The sequence below is a fragment of the Limnohabitans sp. DCL3 genome (assembly GCF_048019295.1).
Classification (GTDB): domain Bacteria; phylum Pseudomonadota; class Gammaproteobacteria; order Burkholderiales; family Burkholderiaceae_C; genus Limnohabitans_A.
Genome location: NZ_CP171842.1, coordinates 1945043 through 1963450 on the forward strand (window position 1 = coordinate 1945043; position 18408 = coordinate 1963450).

At 58.9% G+C, this 18408-nt stretch carries 15 protein-coding genes; 5 read left to right on the forward strand and 10 right to left on the reverse strand.

Features of this window, described 5'->3' with window-relative positions:
- Positions 1-3: 3 nt before the first annotated feature.
- Positions 4-693: an electron transport complex subunit RsxB gene (rsxB, locus tag ACHEXK_RS08840; protein ID WP_416545334.1), complete on the forward strand. Its 690-nt coding sequence runs from the start codon at positions 4-6 to the stop codon at positions 691-693.
- Between the two features lie 44 nt (positions 694-737).
- Here rsxB and ACHEXK_RS08845 read toward each other — a convergent pair whose 3' ends face one another.
- Genes ACHEXK_RS08845 through scpA form a run of 5 tightly spaced genes read right to left on the reverse strand, consistent with a single transcriptional unit; the run spans position 738 to position 8048 of the window.
- Positions 738-1226 carry a VOC family protein gene (locus tag ACHEXK_RS08845; RefSeq protein WP_416545336.1) on the reverse strand — a complete coding sequence of 163 codons (489 nt, stop codon included), beginning with the start codon at positions 1224-1226 and terminating at the stop codon, positions 738-740.
- The gene (locus tag ACHEXK_RS08850; protein ID WP_416545338.1) at positions 1227-3275 is read right to left on the reverse strand and encodes an acetyl-CoA carboxylase biotin carboxylase subunit; all 2049 of its coding nucleotides are present in this window, start codon (positions 3273-3275) and stop codon (positions 1227-1229) included.
- A gap of 20 nt (positions 3276-3295) precedes the next feature.
- Positions 3296-4828, reverse strand: a complete 1533-nt coding sequence (locus ACHEXK_RS08855) for an acyl-CoA carboxylase subunit beta (RefSeq protein WP_416545340.1) — start codon at positions 4826-4828, stop codon at positions 3296-3298.
- A gap of 32 nt (positions 4829-4860) precedes the next feature.
- Positions 4861-5874 carry a methylmalonyl Co-A mutase-associated GTPase MeaB gene (meaB, locus tag ACHEXK_RS08860; RefSeq protein WP_416545341.1) on the reverse strand — a complete coding sequence of 338 codons (1014 nt, stop codon included), beginning with the start codon at positions 5872-5874 and terminating at the stop codon, positions 4861-4863.
- On the reverse strand, positions 5871-8048 hold the full coding sequence (gene scpA / locus ACHEXK_RS08865; RefSeq protein WP_416545343.1) for a methylmalonyl-CoA mutase: 2178 nt from the start codon (positions 8046-8048) through the stop codon (positions 5871-5873). Before scpA ends, meaB begins: the two co-directional genes overlap by 4 nt.
- A gap of 183 nt (positions 8049-8231) precedes the next feature.
- Here scpA and ACHEXK_RS08870 point away from each other — a divergent pair, with 183 nt between their 5' ends.
- The gene (locus tag ACHEXK_RS08870; RefSeq protein WP_416545345.1) at positions 8232-8867 is read left to right on the forward strand and encodes a GntR family transcriptional regulator; all 636 of its coding nucleotides are present in this window, start codon (positions 8232-8234) and stop codon (positions 8865-8867) included.
- A gap of 125 nt (positions 8868-8992) precedes the next feature.
- A complete protein-coding gene (locus ACHEXK_RS08875) occupies positions 8993-10945 on the forward strand; it encodes a methyl-accepting chemotaxis protein (RefSeq protein ID WP_416545347.1) in 1953 nt (650 codons plus the stop codon).
- An 80-nt stretch (positions 10946-11025) separates the two neighbouring features.
- Here ACHEXK_RS08875 and dusA read toward each other — a convergent pair whose 3' ends face one another.
- Positions 11026-12027: a tRNA dihydrouridine(20/20a) synthase DusA gene (gene dusA, locus ACHEXK_RS08880; RefSeq protein WP_416545349.1), complete on the reverse strand. Its 1002-nt coding sequence runs from the start codon at positions 12025-12027 to the stop codon at positions 11026-11028.
- Positions 12028-12152: 125 nt separating this feature from the next.
- Here dusA and ACHEXK_RS08885 point away from each other — a divergent pair, with 125 nt between their 5' ends.
- Together ACHEXK_RS08885 and ACHEXK_RS08890 are read left to right on the forward strand one after the other, a co-directional pair.
- Complete coding sequence (locus tag ACHEXK_RS08885) at positions 12153-12572, forward strand: NfeD family protein (protein ID WP_416545351.1); 420 nt, start codon at positions 12153-12155, stop codon at positions 12570-12572.
- Between the two features lie 32 nt (positions 12573-12604).
- The gene (locus ACHEXK_RS08890; RefSeq protein WP_416545353.1) at positions 12605-13522 is read left to right on the forward strand and encodes an SPFH domain-containing protein; all 918 of its coding nucleotides are present in this window, start codon (positions 12605-12607) and stop codon (positions 13520-13522) included.
- Positions 13523-13584: 62 nt separating this feature from the next.
- Here ACHEXK_RS08890 and phbB read toward each other — a convergent pair whose 3' ends face one another.
- From phbB to pgeF, 4 genes are all read right to left on the reverse strand, one after another.
- Positions 13585-14322, reverse strand: coding sequence for an acetoacetyl-CoA reductase (gene phbB, locus ACHEXK_RS08895; RefSeq protein WP_416545355.1), 738 nt, complete (start codon positions 14320-14322; stop codon positions 13585-13587).
- 47 nt (positions 14323-14369) lie between these two features.
- Positions 14370-15551 carry an acetyl-CoA C-acetyltransferase gene (locus ACHEXK_RS08900; RefSeq protein ID WP_416545357.1) on the reverse strand — a complete coding sequence of 394 codons (1182 nt, stop codon included), beginning with the start codon at positions 15549-15551 and terminating at the stop codon, positions 14370-14372.
- A gap of 25 nt (positions 15552-15576) precedes the next feature.
- Positions 15577-17292 carry a PHA/PHB synthase family protein gene (locus ACHEXK_RS08905; RefSeq protein ID WP_416545359.1) on the reverse strand — a complete coding sequence of 572 codons (1716 nt, stop codon included), beginning with the start codon at positions 17290-17292 and terminating at the stop codon, positions 15577-15579.
- A 293-nt stretch (positions 17293-17585) separates the two neighbouring features.
- Entirely contained in the window at positions 17586-18308 is a 723-nt protein-coding gene (pgeF, locus tag ACHEXK_RS08910; RefSeq protein ID WP_416545361.1) for a peptidoglycan editing factor PgeF, read from the reverse strand.
- Positions 18309-18408: the final 100 nt, after the last annotated feature.

An 18408-nucleotide genomic window follows, 5' to 3' on the forward strand; every position in this document is an offset into this window, starting at 1 on the left:
CCTATGCCAAGCCGCCCAGAAACAGCGCCTGAGACCCAGGCGCTTTTTCAATGCCTGAACGACGCACTGCCACAAACGCAGTGCACACGCTGCGGCTATCCCGATTGCGCCAGTTATGCCTTGGCCATGGCGCAAGGCACGGCGGCCATCAACCAATGTCCACCCGGCGGCATGGCGGGTATTGAGAAGCTGTCACAACTGACGGGACAGCCAATATTGGCCTTGAACCCCGAGCATGGTGCTGAAGGCCCCAGGCAAGTCGCCATCGTCGATGAAGCTTGGTGCATCGGCTGCACGCTGTGCATCAAAGCCTGTCCGACCGATGCCATCTTGGGCGCCAACAAGCTCATGCACACCGTCATTGAGCCCTGGTGTACGGGTTGCGAGTTGTGCATCCCGGTCTGCCCTGTCGATTGCATCCAATTGGAGAACGTGACGGGTGAAAAGACCGGCTGGGCCGCATGGTCACCCGAACAAGCGAACACCGCACGCCAGCGCTACCTGGCGCGGCAGGCGCGTCTCGTGCTTGAAGATCACGCCCACCACATGCAGTTACAGGCCAAAGCAGAACACAAACTCGCGGATCTGGCCCAACACACCAAGGGCACAGAGGCTCAGCCCGAAGTTGACCGCAAACGCGCCATCATCGAAGCGGCTCTGGCCAAAGCAAAAGCCCGCCAGAGCCGAGCCTGACGGGCTTTGAAGCGATCTCGGGGATCGGTTGGGACCTCAGGGTCTCAGACCGGTTGGGCTGCCAATGCTGCAAAAGCCTGGACCACTTCCTGCGGTGCTTGCACCAACTCGATCAACACACCTTCGCCGCCAATCGGAAACGCTTCGTTCGCCTTGGGGTGCAAAAACGTGATGTCGAAACCGGCTGCGCCCTTGCGGATGCCGCCTGGCGCAAAGCGCACGCCTTGGGCTGTGAGCCAAGTCACAGCGCTCGGCAAGTCGTCGATCCACAAACCGATGTGGTTCAGCGGGGTGGTGTGCACGGCAGGCTTTTTTTCGGGGTCCAGGGGCTGCATCAAATCGACTTCGACCTTGAATGGGCCTGTGCCGATCGCGCAGATGTCCTCATCCACGTTCTCGCGTTCGCTCTGGAAGGTGCCGGTCACCTCAAGGCCGAACATGTCGACCCAGAGTTTTTGCAAGCGACCCTTGTCAGGCCCGCCAATGGCAATTTGCTGGATGCCCAGCACTTTGAAGGGGCGCTGGATGCTCATTTATTCGAACTCCACAATCATTTGGTCCACCGTGAGCGATTCGCCCTTGGACGCAACCACTTTTTTGACCACACCATCTTGCGCGGCAAAGAGCACGTTTTCCATCTTCATGGCTTCGATCACGGCCACACGCTCACCGGCTTGCACCTTTTGGCCCGGCTGAACAGACACCTCCACCAACAGGCCAGGCATGGGCGAAATCACATAGCGGCTCAGGTCAGGAGGCGCTTTGAACGGCATGAGCTTGTGCAGCTCGGCCATGCGAGGCGACATCACCAGGGCTTCGATGCGGGTGCCGTTGTGCTGCACTTGCAGGGCCAGCGGATTCTTGGTGGTGCCCCGCTCAACTTGGGCCGTGAACGGCTGACCATTGCAGAAGCCTTCAATGCGGATGTCGTTCAGGCGCGAGTTGCTTCGGATCGCATAGGTTTTGCCTGCAATGGTGATCTGCGCTTCCCCGTGCTGACCTGCCAACTCGGCCACATGCACTTGCACATAGCGGTTGTCGCCGCCCTGCCCCAGTTCGACCACGGTGTAGTCCTGACCGACCTTGACGTCGTAACCGGGCAATTGGCCGCTGAGGTTGGCGGCACGCTCACGCGACTTGCGGCGCACAAAGGCTGCCAACGCGGCCAAAAAGTCGTGGTCCTCGTGCGGCACGTCTTCGGCACGGAAACCATGGGCATAGTGCTCGGCAATGAAGCCGGTGTTGAACTGGCCCGTCACAAACTTGGGATGCGCCAGCAAAGCGGCCTGGAAGGGGATGTTGGAGCTGATGCCGCGGATCACAAAGCCGTTCAAGGCTTCGCGCATCTTGGCAATCGCCTCGTTGCGGTCTTGGCCATGCACGATGAGTTTGGCGATCATCGAGTCGTAGAACATCGGGATCTCGCCACCGTCTTGCACGCCCGTGTCCACGCGCACGCCCTGCAAGGCGCTGGTGTTGCCCTGGAACATGCTCTGCTTGGGCGTCTGAAAGCGCACCAAGCGGCCAGTCGATGGCAAAAAGTTGCGGAACGGATCTTCGGCGTTGATGCGGCACTCGATGGCCCAGCCCTCTCGCTTGACGTCGGCCTGAGCGAACGAGAGCTTCTCGCCCGCCGCAACGCGGATCATCTGCTCCACCAAATCCAGGCCCGTGATGCACTCGGTCACCGGGTGCTCGACCTGCAAGCGGGTGTTCATTTCCAGAAAATAGAAGTCCTGGTCCTTGCCGACCACAAACTCCACCGTGCCCGCGCTTTGGTACTGCACGGCTTTGGCCAGGGCCACGGCCTGCGCGCCCATGGCTTGGCGGGTGGCGTCTGAGATGAAGGGCGAAGGCGCCTCTTCGATGACCTTTTGGTGACGGCGCTGGATGGAGCATTCGCGCTCGTTCAAGTACACCACGTTGCCGTGGCTGTCGCCCAGGATCTGGATCTCGATGTGGCGCGGCTCGAGCACGTATTTCTCGATGAACACGCGGTCGTCGCCAAAGCTGTTGCGCGCTTCGTTGCGGCAGGACGTGAAGCCTTCAAAGGCCTCCTTGTCGTTGTAAGCCACGCGCAGACCCTTGCCGCCGCCCCCGGCGCTGGCCTTGATCATCACGGGATAGCCAATGCCCTTGGCGATTTCAACCGCTTGCTCGGCGGTGTCGATGGCGTCGTTGTAGCCGGGAATGGTGTTGACCTGGGCTTCGTTGGCCAACTTTTTGGAGGCGATCTTGTCGCCCATGGCCGCAATGGAATGCGACTTGGGACCGATGAAGGCGATGCCTTCGTCTTCGCAGCGCTTGGCAAATTCGGTGTTCTCACTCAGAAAGCCATAGCCGGGGTGAATGGCCTGCGCGCCCGTGGCTTTGGCTGCAGCCATGATTTTCTCGGCCACCAAGTAAGACTCGCGCGAAGGCGCGGGGCCGAGCAAGACGGCTTCGTCCGCCATTTGCACATGGCGCGCCTCTTTGTCGGCTTCGGAATAAACGGCCACAGTCTGGATGCCCATTTTGCGGGCGGTGGCGATGACTCGGCAGGCGATTTCGCCGCGGTTGGCAATCAGAATTTTGGTAAACATCTTGTTCTTCTCCTTGGCAATCACAGTGGAATGTTCCCGTGCTTGCGCCATGGGTTGTCGATCTTTTTGTCTTTCAACATCACCAACGAGCGGCAGATGCGCTTGCGGGTCTCGTGCGGCTGGATCACGTCATCAATAAAGCCGCGAGCGCCTGCCACAAAGGGGTTGGCAAAACGGGCTTTGTATTCGGCTTCTTTGGCGGCCAGCTTTTCAGGATCGCCCTTGTCTTCGCGGAAGATGATCTCCACCGCGCCCTTGGCCCCCATCACCGCGATTTCGGCATTGGGCCAGGCGAAGTTCACGTCGCCCCGCAGGTGTTTAGAAGCCATCACGTCGTACGCGCCGCCATAGGCTTTGCGGGTGATGACGGTGATTTTGGGCACGGTGCATTCGGCATACGCGTACAACAACTTGGCGCCGTGCTTGATGATGCCGCCGTACTCTTGCGAGGTACCGGGCATGAAGCCGGGCACGTCCACAAAGGTGATGACCGGGATGTTGAAGGCATCGCAAAAACGCACAAAACGAGCGGCCTTGATGGAGCTCTTGATGTCCAAACAGCCGGCCAGCACCAAAGGCTGGTTGGCCACAATGCCCACGGTTTGGCCTTCCATGCGGGCAAAGCCGATCAGGATGTTTTTGGCGTAATCGGGCTGCAACTCAAAGAAGTCGCCATCGTCCACCGTTTTGACGATCAGCTCCTTCATGTCATACGCCTTGTTGGGGTTCTCGGGCACCAGCGTGTCCAGGCTCATGTCCAGACGACCAGAGGGGTCACCGCTGGTGCGTACAGGCGCTTTTTCGCGGTTGTTGAGGGGCAAGTAGTTGTAGAGACGGCGCAGCATCAACAGCGCTTCGACGTCGTTCTCAAAAGCCATGTCCGCCACACCACTCTTGGTGGTGTGCGTCAAGGCGCCACCCAGCTCTTCTGCGGTCACCTCTTCGTGGGTCACCGTTTTGACCACTTCAGGCCCAGTGACGAACATATAGGAGGTGTCCTTGACCATGAAAATGAAGTCGGTGAGCGCTGGCGAGTACACCGCGCCACCCGCCGACGGGCCCATGATCATGCTGATCTGCGGCACCACGCCAGAAGCCATGACGTTGCGTTGGAATACATCGGCATAACCGCCGAGCGAGGCCACGCCTTCTTGAATGCGCGCACCGCCCGAATCGTTCAATCCGATCACTGGTGCGCCCACTTTCATGGCCTGGTCCATGATCTTGCAAATTTTTTCAGCATGTGTTTCTGATAAAGCACCGCCGTAGACCGTGAAGTCTTGGCTGAAGACAAAGACCAGGCGGCCATTGATCATGCCGTAGCCCGTGACCACGCCATCCCCCGGAATCTTGTTGTCCTCCATGCCGAAGTCTGTGCAGCGGTGCTCCACAAACATGTCCCATTCTTCAAAAGTGCCCTCATCGAGCAAGACCTCGATGCGCTCACGCGCCGTGAGTTTGCCTTTGGCGTGCTGCGCGTCGATGCGCTTTTGACCGCCGCCCAAGCGGGCCGCAGCACGCTTTTTTTCCAGTTGTTCAATGATGTCTTGCATGGTGGCTCTCTTTTCTCCAGAAAAATTTCAAATCACGCCTGCACTTGGTAAGCGCTGAGCAATTGACGCGCAGCCGTCGAAGCAGCCAGTTGGCCGCCTGCGACTTGTTGACTGAGCTGGGGCAGCAGCGATTGCACATGCGGCTGCACCCGAAAATGGTGTTTGAGCCCCGCGTCGATGCGCTCCCACATCCACGACAAGGCTTGTTGCTGGCGGCGCAGCGCCAATCGGCCATTGGCCGCTTGCAGGCTTCGGAACTGGCTCACCGCGGCCCAAAACCCCTCTACACCTTGACCGAGCAAAGCACTCAGCTGGACCACTTTGGGGTGCCACTGCGTGGTGTCGGCATGCGCGTGGCCCGAGCCACCGTGCATGCCCAACAGCTGCAGGGCACTGGTGATCTGCAGCTCGGCGCGGGTGGCCGCGATGGCGTCGATGTCGGCTTTGTTGATGACCACCAAATCGGCGATTTCCATCACACCTTTTTTGATGGCCTGCAAATCGTCGCCCGCATTGGGCAATTGCATGAGCACAAACATGTCGGTCATGTTGGCCACCGCCGTTTCGGACTGGCCCACGCCCACGGTCTCGACGATCACCACGTCATAGCCCGCCGCTTCGCAGACCAGCATGGATTCGCGGGTTTTTTCGGCCACACCGCCCAAAGTGCCGCTGCTGGGGCTGGGGCGGATGTAAGCGCGCTCGTGCACACTGAGCAACTCCATGCGGGTCTTGTCGCCCAAGATGGAGCCGCCCGACACGGTGCTCGACGGGTCCACCGCCAGCACCGCCACGCGGTGGCCTTGACCGATCAGGTACAGGCCCAGCGCCTCGATGAAGGTGGACTTGCCCACGCCCGGGACGCCGCTGATGCCCAAACGGAAAGATTTCCCGGTGTGCGGCAGCATGGCCGTGAGCAGTTCGTCGGCCTGAACCCGGTGATCGGTGCGGGTCGATTCGAGGAGCGTGATGGCTTTGGCCATGGCGCGGCGCTGCCCAGCAGCGTTGCCGTGCAACAAGCCGTCGAGCAACTGCGCAGGATTCACCCGAGGGCCTTCTTGATCTGCTCCAGCACATCCTTGGCGCTGACCGGGATCGGGGTGCCGGGGCCATAGATGCCCTTGACGCCTGCTTCGTAGAGCATGTCGTAGTCCTGGCGCGGGATCACACCACCCACGAACACGATGATGTCGTCGGCGCCTTGCTTTTTGAGCTCGGCAATGATGGCGGGCACCAGGGTTTTGTGGCCTGCGGCGAGCGTGCTCACGCCCACGGCGTGCACGTCGTTTTCAATCGCTTGGCGGGCGCACTCTTCGGGGGTCTGGAACAGTGGGCCCATGTCCACGTCGTAGCCCAGGTCGGCAAAAGCGGTGGCCACCACTTTGGCGCCCCGGTCATGGCCATCCTGGCCGAGCTTGGAGATCATCACACGGGGACGGCGGCCTTGCGCGTCGGCAAATGCAGCGATATCGGCTTTGAGCTGATTCCAGTACGCCATGGTGTCGCCCTCGTTCTCGCCGTCGTCATAAGCCGCGGCGTAAACGCCCGTCACCTTTTGCGTGTCGGCGCGGTGACGGCCAAAGGCTTTCTCCAACGCATCCGACACTTCGCCCACGGTGGCGCGCAGGCGCACGGCCTGGATCGACAGGTCGAGCAGGTTGCCTTGGCCCGACTCGGCGGCTGCGCTCAAAGCGTCCAGCGCGGCCTGCACCTTGGCGCTGTCACGCGTTGCACGAATCTTGTTCAGGCGTTCGATCTGGCCGTCGCGCACACGCACGTTGTCAATCGACAGGGTCTCGATCGGGTCTTCTTTCGCCAGCTTGTATTTGTTCACGCCCACGATGACGTCTTTGCCGGAGTCGATGCGGGCCTGCTTTTCAGCGGCGGCCGCTTCGATCTTGAGCTTGGCCCAGCCGCTGCCCACGGCTTGGGTCATGCCGCCCATGGCCTCGACTTCTTCGATGATGGCCCAGGCTTTGTCGGCCATCTCTTGCGTCAGGCTCTCCATCATGTAGCTGCCAGCCCAGGGGTCAATCACGTTGGTGATGTGGGTTTCTTCTTGGATGATGAGCTGGGTGTTGCGGGCAATGCGTGAGCTGAATTCGGTGGGCAGCGCGATGGCTTCGTCAAACGAGTTGGTGTGCAGCGACTGGGTGCCACCAAACACGGCCGCCATGGCCTCGATGGTGGTGCGCACCACGTTGTTGTAGGGGTCTTGCTCTGTCAGCGACCAGCCGGAAGTTTGGCTGTGCGTGCGCAGCATGAGGCTCTTGGGGTTCTTGGCGTCAAAGCCCTTCATGATGCGGCACCACAGCAAACGGGCCGCGCGCATCTTGGCGATCTCCAAATAGAAGTTCATGCCCACCGCCCAGAAGAAGGACAGGCGACCGGCGAACTCGTCCACGTCCATGCCTTTGGCAATCGCCGTCTTCACGTATTCCTTGCCATCGGCCAGGGTGAAGGCCATCTCGAGCGCCTGGTTGGCACCGGCTTCTTGCATGTGGTAACCCGAGATCGAGATCGAGTTGAACTTGGGCATGTTCTTGGCCGTGTACTCGATGATGTCGCCGATGATCTTCATCGAGGCCCCTGGCGGGTAGATGTAGGTGTTGCGCACCATGAACTCTTTCAGAATGTCGTTCTGAATCGTTCCACTCAGTTTGTCTTGGGAGACGCCCTGCTCTTCGGCCGCCACCACATAGCCGGCCAGCACAGGCAACACCGCGCCGTTCATGGTCATGGACACGCTGACTTTGTCCAGCGGGATCTGGTCAAACAAGATCTTCATGTCTTCGACGGAGTCGATGGCCACACCGGCCTTGCCCACGTCGCCGGTCACACGGGGATGGTCTGAGTCGTAACCGCGGTGCGTGGCCAAGTCAAACGCCACCGACACGCCCTGCCCGCCTGCGGCCAAGGCCTTGCGGTAGAAGGCGTTGGACTCTTCGGCCGTGGAAAAACCCGCGTACTGGCGGATCGTCCAGGGGCGCACCGCGTACATGGTGGCCTGTGGGCCGCGCAAGAAAGGCTCAAAGCCCGGCAGCGTGTTGGCGTAAGGCAAGTGGGCCGTGTCTTCGGCGGTGTAGAGGGGCTTGACGACGATGCCGTCGGGCGTCTTCCAGTTCAGCGCGTTCACATCACCGCCGGGAGCGGACTTGACCGCTGCTTTTTGCCAGGCTTCCAAGTTGGAAGCGTTGAATTCAAAGGATTTGGACGTCATGGCGCTGTGCTTTCGGGTCAAAAATGGCTGAGACGGATTTTGGCAGCCTGCGGCTGCCTACCGGCTTACAAGTACCGTGATTCATAATTATTGATGCAGAATATTTTAACCGGCTTACAATTCGGCATCTGAAACGCCTGAAATTCCATTCGACCCAACACCCACACCGCCCTGAAACTGACCATGTCCGCCCTGTCCCTCGCACCCCGCGCCCTGTACGAAGAAGTTGCCGAACTGTTGCGGCAACGGATTTTTGCGCGCGAATTGGAGCCGGGCAGCTGGATTGACGAGTTGCGCATTGCCGAGGCTTTGGGCATCAGCCGCACGCCTTTGCGTGAGGCGCTGAAGGTGCTGGCGGCCGAAGGCCTGGTGACCATGAAGGTGCGCCGGGGCGCTTATGTGACCGAGGTCAGCGAGAAAGACCTGCGCGATGTCTACCACCTGTTGGCCCTGCTGGAGTCTGACGCCGCCCGTGCGGTGGCCCAAAACGCCACAGCCGCTCAACTCCAGCAAGTTGAATCTCTGCATCGCGACCTGGAACAGGCCACCGCAGACCGGGATCGTTTCTTTGAAATCAATGAAGCCTTCCACATGCTGCTGCTGGAGCTGGCCGATAACCGCTGGCGCAACCAAATGGTGGCCGATTTGCGCAAGGTGATGAAGCTCAACCGGCACAACTCGTTGTTCAAAGAAGGTCGCTTGGCGCAATCGCTGGCCGAGCACAGCGCCATCGTTCAGGCCCTGAAAGACCGCCAGCCAGATCTGGCAGCGCTGCGCATGCAAGCGCACTTTACCCACGGGCTGGAAGCGGCCACCTGAAGCCGCATGGCTTCAGGCTGGAAAAATCATCACCGAGCTCGGCCATAAAACCCTAAATATGTAGGGACTTTCACTAGAATCACATTTTTGACGTTTAAGCCACTCAATCGTGGCCATTTTCGAAAATGCTGAATCTCCAAAACCTGCGCATCGGGACCCGACTGGGCCTGTCCTTTGCCCTTTTGCTGGCCTTGTTGGTCTCCCTGGCGGCCATCGGTGTCCAGGAATTGAACCATGTTGCCAAAGACACGGAAATGATCGCGCATGACCGGCTGATCAAAGTCAACCTGGCGCAAACGATCGAAAACGAAGTGAACCGCCAATCCCGCGCCATTCGCACGGCTTTGATCGCCAACGACCCCCAAGTGGTCGCTGCTGAATTGGGGAAAATCAAAGATTCAACACCCCGAATCACCGAGGCAGTCTCGCGGCTTCAAGCCACCGTTGATTCGGCGGAGGGCCAAGCAGCATTGAGCCGACTGAACCAGGCCAGGCATGTTTTCGAAGACCACGAGCACAAGCTCATCGAGCTTATCCAGGCCAAGCGCATTGAGCGAGGACAAGCGTACTTGGTGGAGGAAATGCTCAAGCCTCAAACGGACTACATCCTGAGCGTCGAAGCTTTGGCTGAAACAGAGAAAAAAGAGATCGAGGCTTTCGCTGTCGATGCGGCAGAAAACGCCTCATTGGGTCAAAACATCATGTTGACGATCGCGGTCGTGGCCGTCGTGATCGCTTTGCTGGTCGCCTGGCTGACCACCCGATCCATCACACAGCCCCTGCAACAATTGCAAAACTTGTTGAGCGAGGTTGAAAAAACATCGGATTTCAGCAAGCGCATGGCCCAAGTCGGTCGCGATGAAGTGGCTTTGACGGCCATCGCGTTCAACCAAATGCTGGACGCGCAGCAACGCGCCATTCGGGAGGTCAACCAAGTGGTGTCGGCGATGGCGCAAGGCGACTTTGACACCCGCATCAGGGCCGATCTGCGTGGCGATTTGGCCAGCATGAAACAAGCAGTGAATGACAGTGCAGAAAGTGTCAAAGTCACCATGGCGGCCCTGCACGAGGTGATGGAATCACTCCAGGATGGCCGTTTTGGCATGCAGGTTCAGGCCCAAGTGCATGGGCAATTCAAGCTCACCTTGGACAAAGCGGCACAAGCCACTGCCGCACTGGAAACCATGCTGGGGGATGTCGGCCAAGTCATGTCACGCGTTTCTCAGGGCAACTTGACCCGTCGGGTTCAGGCAGCCGGTCGTGGTGATTTGGAGCAACTCAAAATCAACATCAACCAATCTCTGGACGCACTGGCCGGCACGCTGCGTGAATTCAACACCAACACCCAACTCTTGGCCGCCCAAGCCTCCCAAACCAACCAAGCCGTGTCACAAATTGCGGCCGGCGCCGACACGCAGACCACCTCCATCAGCCAAGTGTCCACCGCATTGCGCATGAGTTCAGACGCCATTGCCGATGTGTCCAGCAACACCGAGTCAGCCAGCCACCAATCGCGGGAGTCCGTGGCGTTGGTGCGCAGCGGGAAGCAAAAAATGTTGCACATGGCCGAGGTCGTGAACAACATCGCAGCCAACTCTCAAAAGATCAACAAAATCTCAGAGGTCATCGAAAGCATTGCCAACCGAACCAACCTCTTGAGCTTGAACGCAGCCATTGAAGCGGCGCGCGCAGGTGAGCATGGCAAAGGCTTTGCCGTGGTCGCGGACGAAGTGGGCAAGCTGGCCGTCAGCAGTGCGCAAAGCACCAAAGAAATTGCGATCCTGGTCAAACAGGCCACGCTCGAGGCGCAACGAGCCGTTCAAACGGTCTCGGGGGTCAATGAAGACATGGACAAAATCGAAGCGGGCGCCGGGAAAACAGATGGCATGCTGCAACGCATTGCGGCAGCCGTCGAAGAGCAAAGCAGCGCCTTGCAAGAAATCGATGCCAACGTCTCAAACTTGAACCACATTGCCGGCAACAACGCCGCAGCTGCCGACGAATTGACGGCCACAGCCCTGGAGTTGGAAAAAATTGCCGACAACAACCGCCGTGAAGTGGAGAAGTTCCACTTTTAAGCGGCGCTCAGAACAGGCGCCTGTGTGGCGAGACGGACAACACCCCCTCACCCTGAACAGGCTGACGGCCGTACCCAGCATCAGTCCGTGACCACCGCCCCACGCGCCAGTGCCGCACGGGCCAAAGCCCAGACCTCGCGCGGCGGCAAAGGCTTGAGCTTGTGGTCGCTCCAGACCTGACGCCACAAACGACCGCCTCGCTGGCCGTGGTACAGGCCCAGCATGTGGCGGGCAATGGCGTACCAGGGGCAGCCATCTTCGGCGAAGGCCCGCTCCATGTAGACCACCATGGCCTCTTCCACCGCTTCGCGGCTCGGCACCTCGTGGGCGTCGCCATAAAACGCGGCGTCCCAGCTGCCCAAGAGCCAAGGGTTGTAATAGGCTTCGCGCCCGATCATCACGCCGTCTGCGTGCTGCAAATGCAGGGCAATGTCTTCGTTGGTCTTGATGCCGCCGTTCACGGCGATCAGCAGCCCGGGAAAGTCCTTTTTGAGCTGGTAGGCCAGCTCGTAACGCAAGGGCGGAATCTCCCGATTTTCCTTGGGGCTCAGACCATCGAGCCAAGCATTGCGTGCATGGACGATGAAAACTTTGCACCCCGCTTCGCTCACGGTGCCGACAAAATCGCGCACAAAGTCGTAGCTTTCGATGCGGTCAATGCCAATGCGGTGCTTCACGGTCACCGGCACATCCACCACGTCCAGCATGGCTTTCACGCCATCGGCCACGGTGCGCGGTTCGTTCATCAGGCAAGCGCCAAATGCACCGCGCTGCACGCGGTCTGAGGGGCAGCCGCAGTTGAGGTTGATCTCGTCATACCCCCACGCCTGCCCCAACTTGGCGGCATGGGCCAGGTCAGCGGCATCGCTGCCGCCCAGTTGCAGGGCCACGGGGTGCTCTTCGGCGTTGAAGCGCAGGTGCCGCTGCACACTGCCGTGGCGCAAGGCGCCGGTGGTCACCATTTCGGTGTAGAGCAGGGTGTGGCGGGTCATCAAGCGATGGAAAAACCGGCAATGGCGGTCGGTCCAGTCCATCATGGGGGCCACAGACAAGCGCCAGCGTTGGTGGTCAGGAAAATGCATGGGGGTGATTATCCTTGTCTTGCTGCGGTTTTGCGCTTGACCCGGGTTGCGGCCCCCAAACCTCGGTGTATAAAGTTTGGGATGTGAAGACGGCACAATGCGCGCATGCTGCGGGAGAAATCGACATGAACAACATCACCCTCTGGTGGGTACTCACAGGCGGCTTGGTGGCCTTGGAGTTGGTGACCGGGACTTTTTACCTGCTGATGTTGGGCCTGGGCACAACAGCCGCGGCTTTGGTCGCTATGGCAGGCCATGACCTGAACATGCAGCTGGTCTCAGCGGCTGTCATCGGCGGACTGGGGGCCGTGTTGTTGGGCCAATGGCGCAAACGGCAAACCACCACACCCCAAGAGTCCCAGGACCAGCATTTGGATCTGGGAGCCACCGTGCAAGTCGAAGTCTGGAATGCGCAAGGCACCGCACAAGTCAAACACCGGGGTGCCGTCTGGACTGCCGTGTTGGCGCCGGGCCAGGCCGCCACACCCGGCATCTTCCGCATCCAGACCATGGCGGGCAACCGCTTGGTACTCGAACACCTCTGAGCCCATCAATCAGCACAACTTCAAGGGAAAAAATGGAAATCGCTCTCGTCTTACTCATCATTGCGGTCCTGTTCATTGTCAAAACTGTCAAAGTGGTTCCCCAACAAGAGGCCTGGGTGGTTGAACGTTTGGGTAAATTCCATGCCAGCTTGGCGCCTGGACTCAACTTTGTGGTGCCCTTTGTCGACAACGTGATTCAAAAACACAGCTTGAAAGAAATTCCACTGGACGTGCCCAGCCAGATTTGCATCACACGTGACAACACCCAACTGCAAGTGGACGGTATTTTGTATTTCCAGGTCACCGACCCAAAACTGGCCAGTTATGGCTCTTCCAACTACATCGTGGCCGTGACACAGTTGGCCCAAACCAGTTTACGCAGCGTGATCGGCAAGTTGGAGCTGGACAAGACTTTTGAAGAACGGGACATCATCAACGCGCAGGTGGTGGCGGCCATCGACGAAGCGGCGCTCAACTGGGGCGTCAAAGTGCTGCGCTACGAGATCAAGGATTTGACGCCACCCAAAGAAATTTTGTTGGCCATGCAATCGCAAATCACCGCCGAGCGTGAAAAGCGCGCGCTGATCGCGGCATCCGAAGGTCGCCGTCAAGAGCAGATCAACATCGCCACAGGCGAGCGCGAGGCCTTCATTGCCCGCTCAGAGGGCGAAAAGCAAGCGGCCATCAACAAAGCACAAGGCGATGCAGCCGCCATCACCGAAATGGCCAATGCCACGGCGCAGGCCATTGAACGTATTGCCACCGCCATCCGCCAACCCGGGGGTGAACAAGCAGTCCAATTGAAAGTGGCTGAACAAGCGGTACAGGCCTATGCCAAGGTGGCGCAAGACGCCAAGACCACGCTGATCGTGCCGGGCAACATGAGCGAAGTCTCGGGCCTGATCGCTTCGGCCATGCAAATGGTGAGCACTGGCAAACAAGCGGGTTAGAGCGGACTGCAGACGACAAAAAACCCGCCGAGGCGGGTTTTTTGGCGTCGAATGCTGGCGCTTCAACCCATGTGCAGACCGCCGTTGACAGCGAAGTCAGCACCGGTGGTGTAGCCACCATCTTCGCTGGCCATCCAGGCGATGATGGACGCGATTTCGCTGGGCTTGCCCAAGCGCTTAACAGGCACGGTGGCCACGATTTTCTCGAGCACGTCGGGTCGAATGGCGTTGACCATGTCGGTGCCGATGTAGCCAGGGGAAACGGTGTTGACCGTCACGCCCTTGGTGGCCAACTCTTGGGCCAAGGCCATCGAGAAACCGTGCATACCCGCTTTGGCGGCCGAGTAGTTGGTCTGACCGGCCTGGCCTTTTTCGCCGTTGACCGAGCTGATGTTGATGATGCGACCCCAGCCTTTTTCGACCATGTCGGCAACCACTTGTTTGGTCACGTTGAACATGGAGTCCAGGTTGGTGTTCATCACCGCTTGCCAGTCTTCGCGGGTCATCTTCAGGAACATGCGGTCCTTGGTGATGCCGGCGTTGTTGACCAAGACGTCGATCGGACCATGCTCGGCTTTGGCCTTGGTAAAGGCTTCAACCGTGGAATCCCAATCACCCACATTGCCGACCGATGCATAGAAAGTGAAGCCCTGGGCTTTTTGCTCGTCCAGCCATTTGGTGTAGTCACGGGTCGGGCCGCAACCGGCGATGACCTTGAAGCCCTCTTGGTGAAGGCGTTGGCAGATCGCGGTACCGATACCGCCCATGCCACCTGTGACGTACGCTACTTTTTGACTCATGTTTGTCTCCATTTTGATGAGTGGTTGAAATGACAGGGAACTTGAACTCAGACGCGCTCGATGGCCAGCGACACGCCCATGCCGCCGCCAATGCACAGCGCAGCCAAGCCCTTGTTGGCTTGGGTGCGCTGCATTTCATGCAGCAAGGTCACCAAAATGCGGCAACCGGACGCGCCAATGGGGTGACCGATCGCGATCGCACCACCGTTGACGTTGACTTTGGCCGGATCAATGTCCAAAGCACGGTTGACGGCGCAAGCTTGTGCGGCAAAGGCTTCGTTGAGTTCGAACAAGTCCACATCCTGGGCTTTCCAGCCGGCACGGGCCAGCGCCTTTTGTGAGGCGGGCACCGGGCCCATGCCCATGTGGGCCGGATCCAGACCGCTGGTGCCAAATGCGGCAATGCGGGCCAAGGGCTTGAGGCCCAAAGACGCCGCTTTCTTGGCGGTCATGACCATCACGGCGGCTGCGCCGTCGTTGATGCCTGATGCATTGCCCGCGGTCACGCTGCCCGCCTTGTCAAAAGCTGGGCGCAGACCGGCCAGCACCTCTTGGCTGGTTTTCTTGTTGATGAATTCATCGGTGTTGAACACCAAGGCGTCGCCCTTGCGCTGGGGAATCATCACATCGACGATTTCGTCTTTGAACTTGCCCGCTTCTTGCGCAGCCGCCGCCTTGCTTTGGCTGCCCGCGGCCAACGCGTCCTGCATTTCACGCGTGATGCCGTGGGCCTTGGCCACATTTTCGGCGGTGATGCCCATGTGGTACTGGTTGTACACATCCCACAAGCCGTCCACGATCATGGTATCGGTCATTTTCCAGTCGCCCATGCGCTGGCCATCGCGGCTGCCGTTCAAAACATGCGGGCTGGCGCTCATGTTTTCTTGGCCACCGGCGATGACGATCTCGCTGTCACCCCAGGCCACAGCTTGGGCTGCCAACATCACGGCCTTCAGGCCCGAGCCGCACACGGCGTTGATGGTGAGGGCCGGCGTTTCCTTGGCCACACCGGCTTTCATCATGGCTTGACGGGCGGGGTTTTGGCCCACGCCTGCGGCCAGAACCTGGCCCATGATGACTTCACCAATGGCGTCCACCGGCAAGCCACTGCGCTCAAGCAATCCTTTGATGACGATACTGCCCAGCTCAGTCGCGGGGGTTTTGGCGAGCGAGCCACCAAACTTGCCCACCGCAGTGCGGGCGGCTGCAACGATAACGATGTCTTCCATTTTCAAGTCTCCGTAGGATGAATAATCAGGCTTTGGCTTTGACGTAGCGACCCGGGGCCGCCTCGATGCCTTTGAATTGGGTGGCTTTGCCATAGGCCTTGGGCGCGGCAATTTGCTTGCCCGCATGGCCTTTGAGCCAATCCGACCAATCGGTCCACCAGCTGCCGGGCACCTCTTGGGCGTTGGCAATCCAGTCGTTCACATCGGCGGGAAATTTGCTGTCCTCGCTCAACCAATGGCTGCGCTTTTTGGCCGCAGGCGGGTTGATCACGCCCGCGATGTGCCCAGAGGCTCCCATCACAAAACGCTTTTTACCAGGCAGCACTTGTGTGCTGGCATAGGCACCGCCGATGGGCACGATGTGGTCTTCACGTGAGCCGTAAATGTAGACCGGCATGTCGACCTTGCCGAGGTCAATGGCTTCGCCACACACCTTGACCTTGCCGGGCTTGACCAAGTTGTTTTCCAGATAGGTGTTGCGCAAATACCAGGCATAGAAAGGGCCGGGCAAGTTGGTCGAATCGCTGTTCCAGTAGAGCAGGTCAAAAGGCGGTGGTGTCTCACCCTTGAGGTAGTTGCCCACCACGTAATTCCACACCAAATCGTTCGGGCGCAAAAAACTGAAGGTGGAGGCCAAGTCCTGACCTTTGAGCAAGCCGCCTTGGCCCATTTGCTGTTCGCGGAACTTGACGAAATTCTCGTCAATGAACACATCCAGAATGCCGGTGTCGGTGAAGTTGATCAGCGTCGTGAGGAAGGTGGCACTGGCCACCGGTTTGTCCCCACGCGCAGCCAGCACGGCCAAGGCCGTGGACAAAATGGTGCCGCCAACGCAAAAACCCAAGGCGTTGATCTTGGGCGCACCGGTGATGGCTTGGACCGTGTGGATCGCCTCGATGGCGGCGTGTTCGATGTAGTCGTCCCAAGTCTTGTCCTTCATGGACTCATCGGGGTTGCGCCAGCTCACCACAAAAGTCCGGTGCCCCTGGCTCACGGCATAGCGGATGAGCGAGTTTTCAGGCTGCAGATCCAGGATGTAGAACTTGTTGATGCAAGGCGGCACGAGTAAAAACGGCTTTTCATACACCTTGGCAGTGAGCGGCTTGTATTCGATCAGCTGGAAAAACTCGTTTTCGAAAACGACTGCACCTTCGGTGGTGGCCACGTTTTTGCCCACTTCAAACAGGCTTTCATCGGTCATCGAGACATGACCTTGCTGCAGGTCATGCATCAGATTCTGGAGGCCTTTGGCGATGCTTTCGCCTTGGGTCTCGATCGCTTTCTTTTGGGCCTCGGCATTGAAAGCCAGAAAGTTACTGGGGGCCGATGCAGCCACCCATTGTTCAATGGCAAAGCGGATACGTGTGCGTGTTTTTTCATCCGCATCCACCGCATCGGCCAAACCCATCAGAGTGCGGGCGTTGAGCAGGTAAGTGGCGGCGTTGAATGTGGCAACAGGGTTCGCTGTCCAAGCCTCAGCAGAAAACCGCCGGTCTTTGACTTGCAAACTGTTGTGCAAGCTTTGATTCCACAGGTCTGAGGCCTCCTTGAAATACTGGCCCTGCAGGTTTTGCAACTTTCCAGGGGAGAATTTGAGGGGTGCAGCAACATCGGGCGTCGCTTGGAGCCCCCCCAGGTCAATGGTTTGAAAATGCTGCATGGCCTGCCCCCAGCTTTTGCTCAAGTTTTGCTGAAAACCCTCGCTCATTTGGGCCCAAAATTCTGGCGCGGTACCGCTCATGCCTTGTCTCCTGGAAAATCGACCAACTAATTTATTTACCCTTCAGTATCTGTCAATTTGATGTCGCCTAAATTACAAAGTCTAAAAAAATGTACTTGATCGTTATTGCTTGGTTGTACGTCACCTTGCTGATGGGTTTGGCTGAGGCACTGAGCACCCAGGGCACCGTGTTGGGCGGCATCATCACATTTTTGTTGTACGGTCTGCTGCCCATGTCTTTGGTGGTCTACATCATGGGAACCCCACTGCGGCGAAAAGAACGATTGCGCCTTGGTGCACTTGAAACCAAGGCCTCAGAAGGCCAGCCAGATGCAAGCGGCCATGCGACCGGACTGCCCCAAAGTGGCACCGTCTCGCCGGTGAGAAAAGAAGCGGACTGAGTTGGTGGCCGTGCACCACTGGGCTTGGCTGTCATTGCCGTAAATCTGCTCAATGCCCATTTGGCGCAGACGCTGCCGCGCCAGTCCCGCCAAATCAGCAAGCCATTTCCCAGACTTTGAGGGCTTGAAATGGTCGGTTGCAGCGGCATCTTGCTGACAAAAAACTTCCCGCACCTCAGTCCCCACTTCAAAGGCTTGCGGCCCTATGCAAGGCCCAAGCCACACCAAGATATCCTCGACTCGGGTCTGCGCCACTGGTGCACTGCGGCGCAAGGACTCCAGCACCCCCCCGCCCGCCTCACCGACCAAGCCACGCCAACCCGCGTGGGCCGCGGCCACCCACTGGCCGCGTGTGTCACACATCAAAACGGGCAAACAATCGGCCACCATGATGGTGCAAGCGGCTTGCGGCCCCAGGGCAATGCAAGCGTCCGCTTCGGTGCCATGGCTGCTCGATGCATCGAGCAGGACCACGCGCTGGCCGTGGACCTGTTTCAAAAAAACCATGGGGGCACCCACAGCCGATTGAAGCCGCTGTCGATTGATTTGAACGTGGTCGATCGCATCGCCCACATGGTCTCCCACATTCATGCTGTCCCATGGTGGCGATGAAACACCGCCTCGACGATCGGTCATCAAGGTGCGGACATGTGCAGGTGCGGGCCAATCGGCCCGACACCAAAAATCAGCTGAAGAGGTCATACATTCGCGATTGACTGAGGATAGCGACTCCACA

Bases quoted from the DNA above. Each gene is read 5' to 3' on its own strand.
- pgeF (WP_416545361.1), bottom strand. From the start codon at position 18,308: ATGACCGATCGTCGAGGCGGTGTTTCATCGCCACCATGGGACAGCATG.
- ACHEXK_RS08900 (WP_416545357.1), bottom strand. From the start codon at position 15,551: ATGGAAGACATCGTTATCGTTGCAGCCGCCCGCACTGCGGTGGGCAAG.
- scpA (WP_416545343.1), bottom strand. From the start codon at position 8,048: ATGACGTCCAAATCCTTTGAATTCAACGCTTCCAACTTGGAAGCCTGG.
- ACHEXK_RS08850 (WP_416545338.1), bottom strand. From the start codon at position 3,275: ATGTTTACCAAAATTCTGATTGCCAACCGCGGCGAAATCGCCTGCCGA.
- dusA (WP_416545349.1), bottom strand. From the start codon at position 12,027: ATGCATTTTCCTGACCACCAACGCTGGCGCTTGTCTGTGGCCCCCATG.
- ACHEXK_RS08890 (WP_416545353.1), top strand. From the start codon at position 12,605: ATGGAAATCGCTCTCGTCTTACTCATCATTGCGGTCCTGTTCATTGTC.
- ACHEXK_RS08875 (WP_416545347.1), top strand. From the start codon at position 8,993: ATGCTGAATCTCCAAAACCTGCGCATCGGGACCCGACTGGGCCTGTCC.
- rsxB (WP_416545334.1), top strand. From the start codon at position 4: ATGCCAAGCCGCCCAGAAACAGCGCCTGAGACCCAGGCGCTTTTTCAA.
- ACHEXK_RS08855 (WP_416545340.1), bottom strand. From the start codon at position 4,828: ATGCAAGACATCATTGAACAACTGGAAAAAAAGCGTGCTGCGGCCCGC.
- ACHEXK_RS08885 (WP_416545351.1), top strand. From the start codon at position 12,153: ATGAACAACATCACCCTCTGGTGGGTACTCACAGGCGGCTTGGTGGCC.
- ACHEXK_RS08870 (WP_416545345.1), top strand. From the start codon at position 8,232: ATGTCCGCCCTGTCCCTCGCACCCCGCGCCCTGTACGAAGAAGTTGCC.
- ACHEXK_RS08845 (WP_416545336.1), bottom strand. From the start codon at position 1,226: ATGAGCATCCAGCGCCCCTTCAAAGTGCTGGGCATCCAGCAAATTGCC.
- ACHEXK_RS08905 (WP_416545359.1), bottom strand. From the start codon at position 17,292: ATGAGCGGTACCGCGCCAGAATTTTGGGCCCAAATGAGCGAGGGTTTT.
- phbB (WP_416545355.1), bottom strand. From the start codon at position 14,322: ATGAGTCAAAAAGTAGCGTACGTCACAGGTGGCATGGGCGGTATCGGT.